Genomic DNA, 16,754 nt, shown 5'->3' on the forward strand with positions numbered 1-16,754 from the left:
CGCTATCTATTGCATGTTCAGCTAGTTTTTCTGATTCATAACATTGCATATTTATTTTAGTTTTGCAACACCCTCTAATGTAAAAAAAGAGTAAAGCATACACATGCTTTACTCTTTTTTTCTATTCGATAATATACTTGGCAATTGTACATTAACTGCCAACTTATGTATAAATCCAAACACTAATCCGATCCCTATAAATATGTATAATATCGTAAATATCTTTCCGAAGTCAGTTTTGGGACTAAATTGTCCATCACCGACAGTAGTCAGCGTCATAACGCTAAAATATAAAGCATCCAGAGGACGTAACCCCTCCACTGTACTATAAAAGATTGTACCAGATATTAATGTCAAAATTGTTAATACGAATAACACTTGAAATTCTTTATCTTTCCATGCTCGCAAACAAGCTTTTAGCATCCGTTTCAATGTCAACATAAATGAAAGCATTAGACTTCCCCTTCCAAACAAAATACCTTTAGTTACAGGAAAGTCTATCACCTTTCTGTACAGAAAAAAAGTAGCCCTCTTCTATTTCTAGAAAAGGGCTACTCTTTTCGATTCTATCTTATTTAGGTGAAACAAGAATTTTCACTTGTGTTTTATCTTTTACAAGTGCTTCAAATCCTTCTTCAACAACTTGATCCACTGTAATTTTTTTCGTAATTAATTTCTCTGCTTGAATTTGACCAGAACTAATCAATTTAATAACAGCTGGGAAGATGTGACGGTATCCTAAAATACCAATAACTTCTTTTTCTTTTAATACTAAGTTATTTGGAGTAATTGTTGCGTCTTTTTCCCATACACTAACAATTACAGTTTGTCCTTCGAAGCTTGTACTTTCAATCGCTTGGCGTAGTACAACTTCAACACCTGTTACTTCAAAGCTAACATTTACACCTAAACCATTTGTTAAGTTACGAATTTCAGCTAACACATCTTGAGTTGCTGGATTTAATACATAATCCGCACCTGCTAATTTCGCTAACTCTTGACGTTCTTTAGAAAGTTCAACTGCAATAACAGGAGTTGCTCCTGCTGCTTTAGCTGCTTGGATAACAAGAAGTCCAATTGGACCGCAACCAAATACAGCTACAGCTTCCCCTTCTTTTAATTTACTTTGACGTACTGCATGAACTGCTACTGCTGCTGGTTCTACAAGCGCACCTTGTTCATACGTCATTTCATCTGGAATGTGATGAACCATATCTTCTGGTACTACTGTATATTCAGAGAAACCGCCGCCTTCTCCGCCAAGACCGTGGAAAACAAGTTGTTCACAAACATTGTAATGTCCATGTTTACAAGCTTCACATTTACCACAAGAATAAATTGGCTCTACAACAACGCGGTCTCCCACTTTATGAGATGTAACTCCTTCACCAATCTCTATTACCTCACCACTAAACTCATGACCTAAAATAACAGGTGCTTTCACATGTGTTAATGGATGTTCTTCTGTTGGAATAAAAATAGGCCCTGCTAAATATTCATGCAAGTCTGTCCCACAAATACCACACCATTTAACTTTGATTTTCACTGTTCCTGGTTTTACTGTTGGTTCTGGTACTTCTTCTACTCGTACATCACGTTGATTATGCCAAAGTAGTGCTTTCATTTTATACATCCCTCTCTATGTATATACTTAACCTGGTGAAGTTTACAATTCTATTATAATACTTCTATCCATATATTTCAAAAAAACAATCACGTTCCCACTAATTTTTTACAAATAACGTTCAATATTTTGTCACTTTGTACTTTTTTCCACATCTGTTAATTCAATTTCATTGCAGGTGAAATTAGCATTGTGCCATAATAGCATAGGAGAGGTGAATATCGCTTGAAATATTTTATTTACTTTATCGTTATCGTGGCATTTTTAGATACATTTTCACAATTACCTATTATGAGTACTTTCGCTCAAAGCCTTGGAGGAACTCCTCTTATTATCGGGCTAGTTGTCGGTATGTACTCATTCGCTAATATGATCGGTAATATTATTGCTGGAGCCGCTGTCGATAAATTTGGTGCAAAAAAAATCCTTTATATAAGCATGGGAATTACGAGTTTCATAGTCTTGTTATACACCGTTGTTCAAAGTGGTGAACAACTATTAGTTGTGCGCTTTATGCATGGATTTAGTGATGGCTTTTTAATTCCTGCCGCCTTTACATTTTTATCAAAACAAACAAATGCAAAAAGACAAGGAAAAGCAATGGCTCTATCTGGTGCGGCTGTTGGAACAGCTGCAATCGTAGGACCTGCTTTCAGCGGTATTATGAAAGCAACAGCTGGCGTAGAGTGGGTCTTTATTACTATTTCTATTTTAATGGCTCTTGGTACGATCGTATCTCTATTCTTCTTACCAAATAACGTATCAAGAAAAGATACATCAAGAACGCAAATGATGAACAAAGAAGATATGGTTGAACTTTTAAAATCAGAACCGTTATTACAAGCATATATTGGTGCTTTCACATTAATGTTTTCACAAGGAATTGTCACTTATATGTTACCAGTAAAAGTTGAGGCATTAGCGCTTAAAGCATCCACAACAGGCATGATGTTAAGTGTATTCGGTATAACCGCTATCCTCTTCTTCTTGCTTCCAACAAATCGTATTTACGATCGATTTAATCGTTCGAAACTAATGCTAATCGGAATTGCAGTTATGGCATTCGCATTATCTTTACTCGGATTATTTGCTACAAAAGGTATGCTCTTTATCGTAATGATGATTTATGGAATTGGATTCGCAATCCTCTTTCCGTCTATTAACGCTTTACTCGTTGAAAATACTACAGACGATAATCGCGGAAAGGCATTCGGATTATTTTATGCCTTCTTCTCATTAGGAGTTGTTGCTGGCTCCTTTACAGTCGGCGCAATCGGAGCATCACCTAGCATCAGCTTCATTATCGGGACAGCATTTTTATTAACATTTGCTGGGATGATTTATGTAAGAAGCAAAGTAAAAAAGACAATGATGGGATAATCCATCGTTGTCTTTTTTTAATGATAAACCCCTATTCAACTTTTAACTTTCAACAAGCCGTATTTAATAAACAATATGGCATTATATTTTTCATAGAGATAATACAATGGATAACAAAATAAGAAGAAAATAAGTACAGTTGGTACACCGTCTATAATAGAAAAATATTTTACTAGTAATTCCTTAATACTCTCTCCAATCATAATAAATAGTGGAATGATACAAATTGCCACTAATATTAAACATGGTGTGATCCTCATTTCTTTTAATTTCACCTTACAATGTGGACACCTGAATGAAAAAGGATGCGGGAGATCCATAATATGTTGCGCAGTAATATCCCCTTCACACTGTGGACATTCAATTACTTCTTTCATTTAACTCACTCCTTTCTATTCATAAAAAAGAGCACTATCCAATAGCGCTCTTTTATTGCCGAATATATTACTTTTGTGTATAGCCAAGTAACAATGTAAATAAATTAAACTGTAAAGACAATACTACATTTCTTCTTTTACAAAAAAAGTGTATCAATACCAACGATACTTCGACAATTTCCTCGGAAATATTTCCTTTCCCCACATAATTTGATACACTACACATGAATAAACACTTGTATTACATAAACTAAAATAATAACTTACTGTACAAATTAAAAAGCACACTCTTCATATGAAGAATGTGCTTTTATGTTATTAACGTTTAATCCAAACAGCGCCTGCCGATTTATCTTCTGCCTGTCCAACAACTTGGAATTTAAGTCCAAGGTTTGGAACTTTCCTTCCTGCATCTGCAATTTGCTTGTTACTATATACTTTTGAATCATCAAAAGTTGTAACACCTTGTAATCCAGAATAGTTAAACTGACCACGTGTTAATGAATTTACACTCCATGCTGGTGTTTTATCAAATGAAAATGCAGCATCTGCAATTTGCATGCCCGTATTACCGTATGCTGGTTTTCCGTTTAAATTACCAACTAGCGCTTCTGGATGAGAATCTACAACACCAAGGAATCCTTCACCTGGATGCACCCCAACCCAGTTATCTTTGAAACTATCATCTGCATACCAAACGACAAGACCTGTATTATACACTGGACCTTTTCCTGCTTTTAAACCATTATCTGATCCCGCATAGTTTCTCCACTCTAAGTAGTAATAATGAGCTTTCTTCTCTGTCCCATCAGAAACAACAAAACCATTTAAATTCATTTTAGACTGTCCTTCTGCATCATCAGAAAATACAACTTGTCCATCAACAGTTACATTTACATTGTCCATCGCAAAACCTTTATATGTTACAGCCGGATCTGTAATATAGTCTAATTGTAGTTTCACTTTTTTTCCTTTAAATTGACTTAAATCATATGATTTATCAATCCATTTCCCATCTGTTGTATCTTTATCTCCTTGGACTACTTTTTCTCCAAGTCTATCAATTAATGTTTTCGTTCCATCTTCTGTTACTGCATGTACTTCGACGAAATCGCACTCTGCTTCTAACTCATAATTTGCTTTGTAATCGAATTTTGCATTTGTTCCTTTTGTTAAATCAAAGAATGGTGTCTCTAACGTTGTATGCATATCATCGCCTCTTGTACTATAATATGCATGCTTTCCAAACTCCGGTTTAATCGTTTCAACACTTTTACCTGGTAAGTTAACACGTACAACGCCTGGACGATTTGATTTCGTAACACTTTGATCAATATAGGTAGGAACTCCCACACCACTCTTAATTTTATCGTAATCTACTTCTAATATTTTTGCCCAGTTGCCACCCATATTCTTTTGTAAGAAGTCTTTATTTTGTGGTGAAAAACTAGTCGGTTCTGTTCCTGCGATTTTCCCTGTCCAACTACCTCCACTCATTAATGACCAAGCTTCGACTGGTGAACCATTTCCAGTATATTTCGTGTCATATTCATCTGGTAATCCAAGATCATGTCCAAATTCATGTGCAAACACACCTACAGCTCCATCTTCTGGTTCAATTGTGTAATCATGTGCTGCTACTTTACCACCAAAGTAATCTACCTTTGATTTTGTACCTTCAATCGCTACTGGATCTACTGCTAATTTTGAACGATGTGACCAGATCGCATCATCACCTAATTTACCACCACCTGCTTCTTGACCAACACCAGCATGGATTACCATTAAATGATCAATTACACCGTCAGGTTCGTTTTGATTCCCATCCCCGTTTGTATCATATCTATCAAACTGATCAAACTGAGATAAATCTAGTCCTTTCTCAGCAGCTGCATGCAAAGCTTCTTTCACTAAATCACGTGCACCTTTCGGACCTTTATTATCGTGACCACTGCTACCATCAGCTCCATAATCAGATGCTTTTCCTGGAACTGTTAGCCACTCCGTTACATATCCGTCTGTCGTATAACTACCACCAGACTGCTCTTCATAGTATTGTTTAAACGTTTTTACTTTTGAACCATCAAATAATGTATACGGCTCCTTACCGAACAACATCTTTTGATAATGTTCTCTACTAAAGTCTTTCGAATACATATAACCTGGTGTTTGATCAATATTATTATGTTTATAATCACTAAATTCAACGAGTAGCACTAATACTTTATCCGATCGAACAGATCCTTTATATGGAGCTTGCTTTGCTTTTGAAGTTGGAACTTGCCCATTTAATTGCTTTTTATTTGGTTCTGGCTTTTGCTCAAGATTAATATTTTTTTCAGTCTTTTTTACATTTTCCTTTTCTTCCATCTTTTTCTCTTTTACTTTTTTTGTGAAATCAGACGTTTCTTGTAAGTGAGCATCTGGAAGAATTTCTTTGTTCGCCTGATCTCCTTGTTTCTTTTCAATATATTGCTCGACAGCCTTTTTCGTCTCTTCTTTAGAAGATGCTGGATTAATTGTTCCTCTTTCTTTCAAAGCTTCCGCTAAACGATCTTCTTGAATTAAATTGTAATCAATTGGCGTTGTAGACACATTCTCTTTCTCTTTTGCTGGCGTTTCTGCATATGCTAACGGCGCACTCATTACAGATGTGCATCCGATAATTGCCGCAATTGCTAATGACGATAACACTTTAAATGGCGCTTTTCTTCTCATTCTATTTCTCTCCTTTTATAAAACTTAAAATTCAGATAAATCGGTGCATTTTTGTCGAAATCTCTGTTTACTACCCTCCCTATATAAAAAGACATAATTCTATAAACATTAAACTTTCTGTTATAGAATCATGCCCTCCAGTTTTCTGGTCAGACCCTCTATCTGTTTATCCCTTGGTTCAACTAATAATCAGTGTGCTGATGAACAAAGCCCCCACTGATTAACGTTTCACTTTATATCGAAATATGAAAAATAAAGAGTTATGTGATATATATTAAATATCTTATATAACAAATTTAAAAGACAATATGCAAAATTGCATGAAAATTCTTTTAAATAAAAAAGAATCCTAGTCAATTAAACTAGGATTCTTGATTTTCTATTATTTCTCTTGTGTTTTTTCCCAATCAGCTAAGAATTTCTCAATTCCTTGATCTGTTAATGGGTGCTTCACTAATGAAGCAATTACGTTTGCTGGGATTGTTGCAATATGTGCACCGTTTAATGCTGCATCAGTTACGTGAACGCTGTGACGTACAGATGCTGCAATGATTTCTGTTTCGATGCCATGAATTGCAAAGATTTCTGCGATTTGACGAATTAAATCCATACCGTTATGACCGATATCATCTAAACGACCTAAGAATGGTGAAACATATGTTGCACCAGCGCGAGCTGCAAGTAATGCTTGAACTGCTGAGAATACTAATGTAACGTTTGTACGAATTCCTAAATCTGAGAATGCTTTTACTGCTTTTAAACCTTCTGTTGTCATTGGAACTTTTACAACAACGTTTGGAGCAATCTTCGCTAATTCTTTTCCTTCTTCAATCATTTTATCAGCTTCTAAGCTAATTACTTCTGCACTTACAGGTCCTTCTATAAAGCTGCAAATTTCACGAATACGCTCATGGAAATCTACGCCTTCTTTTGCTACAAGTGATGGGTTTGTCGTTACTCCAGCTACTACGCCTAATGCATTTGCCTCTTTAATTTCGTTAATGTTTGCTGTATCAATAAAAAATTTCATTTGTTATTCTTCCTTCCTAATTTTCATTTTATATTTATTTATTTTTCTTAATAAGCTCTAATTCAATCGGAATAGATTTGTCCACTTTTTTACCTTGTGTTATCTCTTTTGCTGTTTGCATCGCCTTCTCTCCGATTAATTCCGGTTTTTGAGCGACTGTTGCAGCCATACGCCCATCATTAACCGCTTTCACAGCATCTTCTGTTGCATCAAATCCAACAACTACTACATCTGTTTTTCCAGCAGACTTCAATGCTTCAAGTGCACCTAATGCCATCTCGTCGTTATGCGCAAACACGGCTTTAATATCACCATTTGCTTGCAAAATGTTTTCCATAACAGATAATCCTTTCGCTCTATCAAAATCAGCCGCTTGTTTGGCAACTACTTTTAAAGACTTATCAGCTACGTTATGGAATCCTTTCCCACGTTCACGAGCAGCAGACGATCCAGGGATTCCTTCTAACTCAGCAACGTTTGCTCCTTCGCCGACTAATTCACGAATGTAATCACTAGCCATTTGACCACCTTCGATATTGTTAGAAGCAATGTGAGAAACAACCTTACCTGAATTCGCAACGCGGTCTACTGTAATAACAGGAACATTTGCTGCATTTGCCGCACTTACCGCTGAAGCAACAGCATCTGAATCGGTCGGATTAATAACAACTACATCGACACCCTTTTGAATTAAATCTTCAACATCGTTCGTTTGCTTCGCTGCATCATTTTGCGCATCAACAGCAATCAATTCGATGCCGCTATCTTTCGCTTTCTTTTCTGCACCCTTTTTCAAAGTTACAAAGAAGGGATTATTTAAAGTTGAAACAGAGAATCCAACTTTAATAGTTTTATTTCGACCTTTATCGCTAGAATCCTTTGCCCATTCTGGTGGTTCCATTGAACAACCAGCAGTAATGACCATAATACATGCAACGAGTATAAGTAACCATTTCTTCATGAACTGTCCCTCCATTACGCTTCTTTTCGGCGATCAATTAATACAGCTAGTAAGATTACAAGTCCTTTTACAACTTGTTGGAAGAAAGAAGATACACCTAATAAATTTAAACCGTTATTTAGTACACCGATAATTAGTACACCGATAAATGTACCAACAATCCATCCTCTTCCCCCAGAAAGACTTGTTCCACCTAATACAACTGCTGCAATTGCATCTAATTCGTAAGAAGTACCTGCAGTCGGCTGTGCAGAATCTAGTCGTGATGTTAAGACAATACCTGCAAGCGCTGCCAAAATTCCGGAAAGACCGTAAATCATTACTTTAATTCTCGTAACATTAATACCTGATAGTGCTGCTGCTTCTTCATTCCCACCAATTGCAAATGTACGACGGCCAAATGTCGTTTTCTTCAAAATGAAGTACAGTACTGCGAAAGCGATCATCATTGTAACAGCTGGTACCGGAATACCAAGAAAATAACCGCGGCCAAACATTTGGAACATTAAATGATCACCAAGACCAGTGATCGGACGTCCGTCCATATAAACAAGCGTCAACCCACGAAAAATAGTCATTGTTGCTAAAGTTGCAATAAATGGAGCTACTTTTCCTTTCGCAATGATGATACCGTTTACAATTCCCATTACAAGACCTGCTAATAGTCCAACTGCCATTGCAAGGAACGGATCCATGCCACTTGCCATCATTCCAGCAACAAGTGCACTTGATAATGCTAAAATAGAACCTACCGATAAGTCAATACCCCCTGTTAAAATTACAAAGGTCATTCCGAATGCAATAAGCGCATTAATCGATACTTGACGCAGTATATTAAATAAATTTGGAATTTCAATGAACGCTGGATTTAAAGCTGTAATTACGACGATAATTAATACTAAACCGATTAAAGAACCGAGTTGTTGTAATACATTCCCCTTCTTAGCCATCCTTACTCTCCCCCTGTAGCTAGTGCCATAATAGACTCTTGTGATGCCTCATCTTTCCCTAAAATGCCGCCGACTTTTCCTTCATGAATAACAAGAACTCGATCACTCATCCCTAAAACTTCCGGAAGCTCAGATGATACCATAATAACGGCATCGCCTTGCTCTGTAAGCTTATTCATGATAGAGTAAATTTCTTTTTTCGCTCCAACATCTACACCTCTTGTTGGCTCATCTAAAATGAGTAATTGCGGATGAATGCCTAGCCATTTTGCGATTACAATCTTTTGCTGATTTCCACCAGAAAGAGATTTCACTGCCTGCTCTCCGCTAGATGCTTTCACATTAAGAAGCTTCATCATATCTTCTGTAAACTGTTGTTCTAGCTCGTTGCTCAGAACACTTCCCTTTGAAAGACTTTCTAAATTCGGTAAAGATAAGTTTTCTCGAATTGAGAAATCTAACACTAACCCTTCAGATTTTCTATCTTCTGTAATGAAAGCAATTCTTTGTCTAATCGCATCTATCGGACTATCAATCTTTACTTCTTGTCCATTTATAAAAATTTGCCCAGAGTCTAGAGGTTCATACCCAAATATCGCTTTCATAACATCTGTGCGTCCAGCCCCCATCAAACCAGCTACACCAAGGATTTCACCTTTTCTTACTTGAAACGAAACATTTTCAAATTTCCCTTTCTTCGTTCCGTTACGCATTTCAAAAATAACATCGCCAATTTGACTATTTCGCTCTGGGTAACGTTCACCAATGCTGCGCCCCACCATCATACTCACTACTTCATCAAATGATGTTTCTGGAATTAATCTCTTTCCGACGTATTCTCCATCACGCAAAATCGTAATGGCATCACATATTGAGAAAATCTCTTCCATACGATGCGAAATGTAAACGAATGAAACATCCTCTTTACGTAACTTATTTATAACTGTAAAGAGCGTTTCGATTTCACGGTCCGTCAGTGCCGCAGTAGGTTCATCCATGATAATAACGCTCGCGTTTGTCATTAACGCTTTCGCAATTTCGATAATTTGCTGTTGTCCAACAGATAGCTCTCCTGCTAACATAGCGCCTTTTACATGCAACCCTAACTCCGCTAGTTGCTGCTGCGCAATCGCGTTCATTTGTCGAGTGCGTAAAATACCTGTTTTCCCATACATTAACTCTTTACCGAGAAACATATTTTCAGCTACTGTTAAATTCGGCAATATGTTTAGTTCTTGATGTATAAATGCGATGCCGTACTCTTCAGCTTCTTTCGCATTTTTAAACGTACGTTCTTGCCCATCAATCGTGATTGTTCCACCATCTTTTTTGTATACACCTGTTAAAATCTTCATGAGCGTTGATTTACCCGCTCCATTTTCCCCCATCAATGCATGAACTTCTCCTGTTTCAATCATAAACTGTGCATTCTTCAAAACAGGATTGCCATTGAACGCCTTTGAAATGTTTTTCATTTCAATATGCATTCCCATCACTTCCCTTTATTAAAAAATCACGCCTGCATGTAAAATTACATTTGCATAAGGCGTAGCCTCGCCTGTACGAATAATCGCCTTCGCTTTCTTTGTATGCTCTTTAAATTGTTCATGAGATACATACTCAAATGCTGGCTCTATTAATTTTTGCTCGATCTCTTTATTTACTTCCGCATTATTTATAATGACTTCTTCTGCTAACGTCACTTTTTCGATTGCCATATCATCAGCTACAACTTGTAACACCTCTAAAAAACTCGGTTTTCCAATCTCAACAGCTAAATCAATTCGTTTTACTCCATCCGGAATCGGTAACCCGCAATCAGCAATTACAACCGTGTCTGTATGCCCAAGTGAAGCAAGGACTGCCGCGATTTCACTGTTTAATACACCATGCTTTTTCATCCAACAATCACCTGCACTTCACGTACTCGATTTCTCGTTGGCATACCGCCCTGTGCCCCAAGTTTCGTTACAGAAAGACCACCGGCAATATTCGCGAAACGAATTGCTTTTTGAAGTGTCTCTCCTTCAGAAAGTGCAACTGCTAACGCACCATTAAATGTATCACCAGCTCCAGTTGTATCCACTACATCAACAGCAATGCTAGGAACATGTACAATCTCCGTTCCATTATGGAAACGAACACCGTTAGAACCTTCTGTCATCAATAATTTATTTGGATACTTCGCCAATAAATCTTCAATTGGTGATGTAAAATCATCTAATACAATGCGGCACTCATGTTCATTTGGCGTAATATAAGTTGCCTTTTCTAAAATATCTTCTGATAACACTTGTGCTGGCGCTGGATTTAACATAACTGGAATATTATGCTCCTCACAAATAGCCAATACATATTTTACTGTTTCAAGTGGAATTTCTAGTTGCAGAACAACCATATCTGCTTTTATAAGAAGGTCTTTTGAGCGATCTACAACTGACTTATTTACAAGAGCATTTGCTCCTTGTACGACAACAATACTGTTATCTTCTTCTGCTAAAACGATATGAGCAATTCCTGTCGTTCCATCTGTAACCGGTACCACATAGTCGATAAAAATACGTTCGTTCTCTAAATTTTTTCTAACTACCGTTCCGTAATCATCATTTCCTACCGCTCCAACCATTGCTACATTTGCTCCTAATCTAGCTGCAGCAACCGCTTGGTTCGCCCCTTTCCCTCCAGGGATTGTATGAAACGCTTCACCAATTACTGTTTCTCCTGCTTTCGGCCGTTTTTTTGAAACAGCCACTAAGTCCATTGAAATGCTACCTACTACTGCAATATTTGGCATCTGTTTCATCTCCTTACTTCGTTGTATTTCGTTCAATAATTTTAATCGGTAGACGATAGTGTTTCTCTTCTAATGCATTTCCTTCCATTTGCTCTAACAACAACTCTGTTGCAATTTTTCCCATCTCATATATCGGTTGTGCAACTGTTGTAATAGATGGATACATCATTTCTGTTAAAGAAATTCCATCAAATCCGATAATTTGTAAATCATCTGGAATGGCAATCCCCTTTTGAAGTGCAGCCTTTACAATACCAATCGCAATTAAATCATTCCCAGCAACAATACCATCAATATGCGGGTATCCTTCTAATAATTCCATCGCTACACGCTCACTATTTGCTGGATCAAACGTACTCTCCGCAATCATATACGAAAGATTATTTTGCGTAATAACGTCTACAAAACCTTCAAAACGTTCATTTGCAGTACTCACATCACGTGGACCGCGAATATGTGCAATATGTTTACATCCTTTATCTAGTAACAACTTTGTCGCAGCCTGACTTCCTGCATAGTTATCTGCATATACAGTAGGAATACGCTCATTAAACATACGGTCAATCGCAACAACCGGAACAGATAAATTCATGTAATTAACACTATTTTGTGGATTCGTTGCTACAATAAATCCATCTACATTATTTTGTCTAAGTACATCAATGTATTGTTTCTCTTTTTCTAAACTTTCATCAGAGTTACAAAGAACAACTGTGTAACCTTGTTTATGTGCTACATCTTCTACGGCACGTGCAACTTCTGGAAAGAACGGATTCACGATATTTGGAACAACTAAGCCAATTAAACGAGACTTTTTATTATACAGTGAACGCGCTACTGTACTAGGCTTATAATCTAACATCTCAATTGCACGCTCTACCTTTTTTAATGTATCTTCGTGAACATATCCATTTTTATTTAGAACTCTGGAAACGGTCGCAACAGATACTCCCGCTAATTTCGCAACGTCTTTAATCGTACTCATTCTCTTTTCTCCTCACTTCATGTAACCGTTTACAGAAAATAATATAACGTATTTCTAAAAATACGTCAATCATTTCTCACTAAAAAGCTTTTAAGGTTATACTCAAAAAAGCACCGCCATAAGGCGATGCTTCTTCATTACGAGTATGATACAGTTTTTTCTTTTTCTTCTACAGCAGGCTCTTCAGCATCTTTTTTACGATCTGATAGTTTAATTTTTTGTAAGAAAATCGTAAAGATGGCACCTACTACGATAAATACTAATCCTGTTAAGAATACAGTATGAAGCGAGTCTACTAAAGAGTTTTTCAAAATAGGTACAATGCTGTTAGCAAACGCTTCTGGCATTTGTTTTAATGCCTCTGGGCTAAATAGCATCGAATATAAACCTTGTGGATCTGTGTGAATCATATCTTTAAATTTCGTTACCATTTGTCCCGCTTCTTTCGGGAATGTATCTAATACAGGTACTAATTTATTTGTTAACGTTGTACCTGAAGTGTTATTCATAATTGATCCTAAAATTGTAATACCAAATGTTCCACCAATTTGACGGAAGAACTGACTTGATGACGTTACGACACCAAGGTCTTTTTTCGGGAAGCTTTCTTGTAACGCTAATGTTAATGTCGGCATTACAAGACCCATTCCTAAACCGATAACCATCATATAAGAAGTAGCTGTAAGCTTCGTTGTGTGCATATCCATCGTTGTTAATAACCAGAAACCACCGGCCATAATAAGCATACCTGCGATAATTTGTGGTTTTACACCAACTTTTAATACAAGTTGCCCACCGATAATACTCATTACAATCATTGTAATCATCATTGGAGTCATAATTGTTCCTGATTCAGCAGCACTTACTCCTACAATACCTTGCATGAAGAATGGTACGAACATAATCGCGCCGAACATTCCAATACTCATAAAGAATCCAATCGCATTCAGTATTGTAAATGTGCGATTTTTAAAGAAATGCATTGGTAAAATCGGCTCTTCAGCTTTCGTTTCAACAATAACAAAGCTAACGATACCAATTACAGCTAGTGCGAATAAACCGATAATTTGCCAAGAATCCCATGCATAATCTTTTCCACCAAACGTTAGCGCAAGCAATAAACTTACAACACCTAGAATCATCGTAAAGATTCCAGCGATATCAATTTTAATTGGTCCTGTTTGTTTATGTGATTTTAATCCCATTGCAATAAAGATTGTTGCTAAAATACCAACCGGTAAGTTAATGTAGAATACCCATCTCCAGTTCACTGCATCTACAATCCAACCACCAACTTGCGGTCCAATTACAGAAGCAAGACCGTATAACGCACCAAAAATACCTTGCCATTTCGCACGTTCTTTTCCCGTGAACATATCTCCAATAATAATCATAGCCATTGGCATCATAATACCGCCACCAAGACCTTGAATACCACGGAAAATAATTAATTCTGTCATACCATTCGCCATACCACATAACGCCGAACCAATCATGAAAATAACTAGCCCTGTTATATATACGTTACGACGACCAAGTAAATCCGCTAATTTACCTGCAATTGGTACAACTGTCGTTGATGTTAACATATAAGCTGTCGTTAACCATGTCATTAAACTTAATCCGCCTAGGTCACCGACGATACGTGGCATTGCTGTACCAACAATTGTTCCATCTAATGCAGCAAATAGCATCGCGATTACTAAACCGATTAACAACAACTTTCTATTTTGATTTTCTTGTTGCTCCATGTAATCTCCTCAATTCCTCTTAGTTATTCTCTTTTTTCTCTTGTGTCCCGCAAATAATGGTTTCTAACTTCTCAAAGAGACGTAATAAATCTTCTCTTTCTTGCAACTCTAAATGTGAAAAGTATTTTGCAATATGCTCGTTGCGAGCTGTCATTGCCTCTTCTACTCTAGCTTTCCCCTTTTTCGTTAACTCGATGATGACAACACGACGGTCATCTTTGTCGTGATAGCGTTCTACAAGTTCTTGATCGATTAGACGATCAATCATCACTGTAATCGCGCTAGGCTTCACATACATCTTTTTTGCTAATGTTGTCGCTCTTGAAGCCCCATAATGATCTAAAATCTTTAAAATATAAAACTGCGGTGGTGTAAGTCCTGTTGCTTGCATTTGTTCTAATAACTCCGTCTGCATTTTCTTTCCAATCGAAAAGGCAAGAGCTTGAATTTTATCGATATGCGTCATATCATTTGGCATGTTATCCACCTCTTATTTAAACAATAAAATATTTAACGTATTTAAATATTAATCCCGCGAACAAAATCCGTCAATACTTTTATTTATAAAAACGTTTACATTTTTGTCACAAAGTTGTATAATTTTCGACGAAGTTAATATTGACAGTCACGGAGAAACGGAGTACACGGCTATGAATCATAAAAAAGGAAACTTTTTTATATTTCATGGCCTTTTTATGTTCTCTGTCTTAAAACGCTTCGAATTAATTAGGGGAGGATTTTCATTTTATGTTTTTCACACAATTATTTAAACCTGCGCCCCACGCGGAACGCTTACCAGCTGATCGCGTTGATAGCGAATACCGTAAATTACGTTTACAAGTATTCTTAGGTATCTTCATCGGTTATGCAGGTTACTACTTTGTTCGAAAAAACTTTTCACTAGCAATGCCATACTTAATCGAGCAAGGCTTTAGTAAAGGGGAACTTGGGGTTATCCTTTCAGCAGTATCTATCGCTTACGGATTAAGTAAATTCTTGATGGGTATCGTATCCGATCGTTGTAATCCTCGCTACTTTTTAGCAGCTGGGCTATTTTTATCAGGTATCATTAATATTATTTTCGGCTCATTTTCTTTCATTACAACGAGCATTATACTTATGTTTGTACTTCAGTTTTTAAATGGATGGGTACAAGGTATGGGCTGGCCTCCTTGTGGCCGTACGATGGTTCACTGGTTCTCTATTAGCGAACGTGGTACAAAAATGTCTATTTGGAACGTCGCTCATAATGTCGGCGGCGCGCTTATGCCTTCTCTTGTAACATTAGGCTTATACTTCTTCGCAGATGACTGGAAAAGTATTTTTTACTTCCCAGGTATTCTTTCAATTTTAGTTGGTATTTATGTATTAATTACAATGAAAGATACGCCTCAATCTTGTGGACTACCTTCTATTGAAGAGCATACTGGAGAATATCCACCAGATGAGAAAATAAAAGATCGCGAACGCGAACTTTCGGCAAAAGAAATTTTATTTAAATACGTACTAAACAATAAGTTTTTATGGTACATCGCTATTGCGAACGTTTTCGTATATTTCGTACGTTACGGCGTTGTAGACTGGGCTCCTACTTATTTAGTAGAAGAAAAAAGCTTTACTCATAGTAGCTCACGTACTGCTTACGCTCTATATGAATGGGCTGGTATTCCAGGTACACTTCTTTGCGGATGGATGAGTGATAAACTATTTAAAGGACGTCGTGCACCTGCTGGTATTTTATTTATGGTTGGTGTATTTATCGCAGTTCTTGTTTACTGGTTAAACCCTCCTGGTAATCCAATGGTTGATAGTATCGCACTTGTCGCAATTGGATTTTTAATTTACGGACCGGTTATGTTAATTGGTCTACACGCTCTAGACTTAGCACCAAAGAAAGCTGCTGGAACTGCAGCAGGCTTAACTGGATTCTTCGGTTACTTAGGCGGAGCTGCTTTCGCTAGTGCCGCTATGGGCTTTATCGTAGATGCATTCGGATGGGATGGCGGATTCATCTTATTACTTGCATCTTGCATACTTGCAATGTTCTTCCTTGCCCTTACTTTAAATACAGGGTCAACAAAACAAAAGCAAGCTTAAGTACAAATATTATACTTATCAAAAAAAGAGAGACCATTCTTTCCAGAATGCCTCTCTTTTTTCTACATATAAATCTTTTTTCTTACA

15 protein-coding genes are annotated in these 16,754 nt (G+C 37.0%); 2 read left to right on the forward strand and 13 right to left on the reverse strand.

The window, feature by feature from the left end; genetic code table 11:
- Positions 1-108 precede the first annotated feature (108 nt).
- Both ACQRBL_RS02920 and bdhA read right to left on the reverse strand, forming a co-directional pair.
- A complete protein-coding gene (locus ACQRBL_RS02920; RefSeq protein WP_000948241.1) occupies positions 109-453 on the reverse strand; it encodes a potassium channel family protein in 345 nt (114 codons plus the stop codon).
- A gap of 118 nt (positions 454-571) precedes the next feature.
- Positions 572-1,624, reverse strand: coding sequence for a (R,R)-butanediol dehydrogenase (gene bdhA / locus ACQRBL_RS02925; RefSeq protein ID WP_000645827.1), 1,053 nt, complete (start codon positions 1,622-1,624; stop codon positions 572-574).
- A 225-nt stretch (positions 1,625-1,849) separates the two neighbouring features.
- On the opposite strand from bdhA, the gene ACQRBL_RS02930 reads away from it, so the two are divergent.
- Positions 1,850-3,004: an MFS transporter gene (locus ACQRBL_RS02930; protein WP_000873271.1), complete on the forward strand. Its 1,155-nt coding sequence runs from the start codon at positions 1,850-1,852 to the stop codon at positions 3,002-3,004.
- A 35-nt stretch (positions 3,005-3,039) separates the two neighbouring features.
- On the opposite strand, the gene ACQRBL_RS02935 is transcribed toward ACQRBL_RS02930, so the two are convergent.
- The 11 genes from ACQRBL_RS02935 to ACQRBL_RS02985 form a co-directional block, all read right to left on the reverse strand.
- Positions 3,040-3,381, reverse strand: a complete 342-nt coding sequence (locus tag ACQRBL_RS02935) for a hypothetical protein (RefSeq protein WP_021036119.1) — start codon at positions 3,379-3,381, stop codon at positions 3,040-3,042.
- A gap of 318 nt (positions 3,382-3,699) precedes the next feature.
- On the reverse strand, positions 3,700-6,099 hold the full coding sequence (inhA2, locus tag ACQRBL_RS02940; RefSeq protein WP_078994579.1) for a M6 family metalloprotease immune inhibitor InhA2: 2,400 nt from the start codon (positions 6,097-6,099) through the stop codon (positions 3,700-3,702).
- A gap of 382 nt (positions 6,100-6,481) precedes the next feature.
- Positions 6,482-7,129, reverse strand: coding sequence for a fructose-6-phosphate aldolase (gene fsa, locus ACQRBL_RS02945; protein WP_000667666.1), 648 nt, complete (start codon positions 7,127-7,129; stop codon positions 6,482-6,484).
- A 34-nt stretch (positions 7,130-7,163) separates the two neighbouring features.
- Positions 7,164-8,090, reverse strand: a complete 927-nt coding sequence (gene rbsB, locus ACQRBL_RS02950; protein ID WP_000758975.1) for a ribose ABC transporter substrate-binding protein RbsB — start codon at positions 8,088-8,090, stop codon at positions 7,164-7,166.
- Positions 8,091-8,104: 14 nt separating this feature from the next.
- Positions 8,105-9,040, reverse strand: a complete 936-nt coding sequence (locus ACQRBL_RS02955; protein ID WP_001074641.1) for an ABC transporter permease subunit — start codon at positions 9,038-9,040, stop codon at positions 8,105-8,107.
- Between the two features lie 2 nt (positions 9,041-9,042).
- Positions 9,043-10,527: a ribose ABC transporter ATP-binding protein RbsA gene (rbsA, locus tag ACQRBL_RS02960; protein ID WP_097822429.1), complete on the reverse strand. Its 1,485-nt coding sequence runs from the start codon at positions 10,525-10,527 to the stop codon at positions 9,043-9,045.
- A gap of 18 nt (positions 10,528-10,545) precedes the next feature.
- Entirely contained in the window at positions 10,546-10,941 is a 396-nt protein-coding gene (gene rbsD, locus ACQRBL_RS02965; protein WP_000716151.1) for a D-ribose pyranase, read from the reverse strand.
- Positions 10,938-11,834 (reverse strand): ribokinase, encoded by an 897-nt coding sequence (gene rbsK / locus ACQRBL_RS02970; RefSeq protein WP_001132859.1) that lies wholly within the window; start codon positions 11,832-11,834, stop codon positions 10,938-10,940. The genes rbsD and rbsK overlap by 4 nt, the downstream gene beginning before the upstream one ends.
- Positions 11,835-11,847: 13 nt before the next feature.
- Positions 11,848-12,819, reverse strand: coding sequence for a ribose operon transcriptional repressor RbsR (gene rbsR, locus ACQRBL_RS02975; RefSeq protein WP_000104050.1), 972 nt, complete (start codon positions 12,817-12,819; stop codon positions 11,848-11,850).
- Positions 12,820-12,956: 137 nt separating this feature from the next.
- Positions 12,957-14,570 (reverse strand): MDR family MFS transporter, encoded by a 1,614-nt coding sequence (locus ACQRBL_RS02980; protein WP_000437647.1) that lies wholly within the window; start codon positions 14,568-14,570, stop codon positions 12,957-12,959.
- A gap of 19 nt (positions 14,571-14,589) precedes the next feature.
- Positions 14,590-15,048 carry a MarR family winged helix-turn-helix transcriptional regulator gene (locus ACQRBL_RS02985; RefSeq protein ID WP_001132365.1) on the reverse strand — a complete coding sequence of 153 codons (459 nt, stop codon included), beginning with the start codon at positions 15,046-15,048 and terminating at the stop codon, positions 14,590-14,592.
- 269 nt (positions 15,049-15,317) lie between these two features.
- Here ACQRBL_RS02985 and glpT point away from each other — a divergent pair, with 269 nt between their 5' ends.
- A complete protein-coding gene (gene glpT, locus ACQRBL_RS02990) occupies positions 15,318-16,667 on the forward strand; it encodes a glycerol-3-phosphate transporter (RefSeq protein ID WP_000466382.1) in 1,350 nt (449 codons plus the stop codon).
- Positions 16,668-16,754: the final 87 nt, after the last annotated feature.

This window comes from Bacillus sp. AF62 (assembly GCF_050312695.1).
GTDB classification, from domain to species: domain Bacteria; phylum Bacillota; class Bacilli; order Bacillales; family Bacillaceae_G; genus Bacillus_A; species Bacillus_A cereus.

Coding starts and splice junctions, on each gene's coding strand:
- glpT (WP_000466382.1), top strand. CDS start 15,318: ATGTTTTTCACACAATTATTTAAACCTGCGCCCCACGCGGAACGCTTA.
- rbsB (WP_000758975.1), bottom strand. CDS start 8,090: ATGAAGAAATGGTTACTTATACTCGTTGCATGTATTATGGTCATTACT.
- rbsK (WP_001132859.1), bottom strand. CDS start 11,834: ATGCCAAATATTGCAGTAGTAGGTAGCATTTCAATGGACTTAGTGGCT.
- fsa (WP_000667666.1), bottom strand. CDS start 7,129: ATGAAATTTTTTATTGATACAGCAAACATTAACGAAATTAAAGAGGCA.
- inhA2 (WP_078994579.1), bottom strand. CDS start 6,099: ATGAGAAGAAAAGCGCCATTTAAAGTGTTATCGTCATTAGCAATTGCG.
- ACQRBL_RS02985 (WP_001132365.1), bottom strand. CDS start 15,048: ATGCCAAATGATATGACGCATATCGATAAAATTCAAGCTCTTGCCTTT.
- ACQRBL_RS02955 (WP_001074641.1), bottom strand. CDS start 9,040: ATGGCTAAGAAGGGGAATGTATTACAACAACTCGGTTCTTTAATCGGT.
- ACQRBL_RS02980 (WP_000437647.1), bottom strand. CDS start 14,570: ATGGAGCAACAAGAAAATCAAAATAGAAAGTTGTTGTTAATCGGTTTA.
- rbsD (WP_000716151.1), bottom strand. CDS start 10,941: ATGAAAAAGCATGGTGTATTAAACAGTGAAATCGCGGCAGTCCTTGCT.
- ACQRBL_RS02920 (WP_000948241.1), bottom strand. CDS start 453: ATGCTTTCATTTATGTTGACATTGAAACGGATGCTAAAAGCTTGTTTG.
- rbsA (WP_097822429.1), bottom strand. CDS start 10,527: ATGCATATTGAAATGAAAAACATTTCAAAGGCGTTCAATGGCAATCCT.
- bdhA (WP_000645827.1), bottom strand. CDS start 1,624: ATGAAAGCACTACTTTGGCATAATCAACGTGATGTACGAGTAGAAGAA.
- ACQRBL_RS02935 (WP_021036119.1), bottom strand. CDS start 3,381: ATGAAAGAAGTAATTGAATGTCCACAGTGTGAAGGGGATATTACTGCG.
- rbsR (WP_000104050.1), bottom strand. CDS start 12,819: ATGAGTACGATTAAAGACGTTGCGAAATTAGCGGGAGTATCTGTTGCG.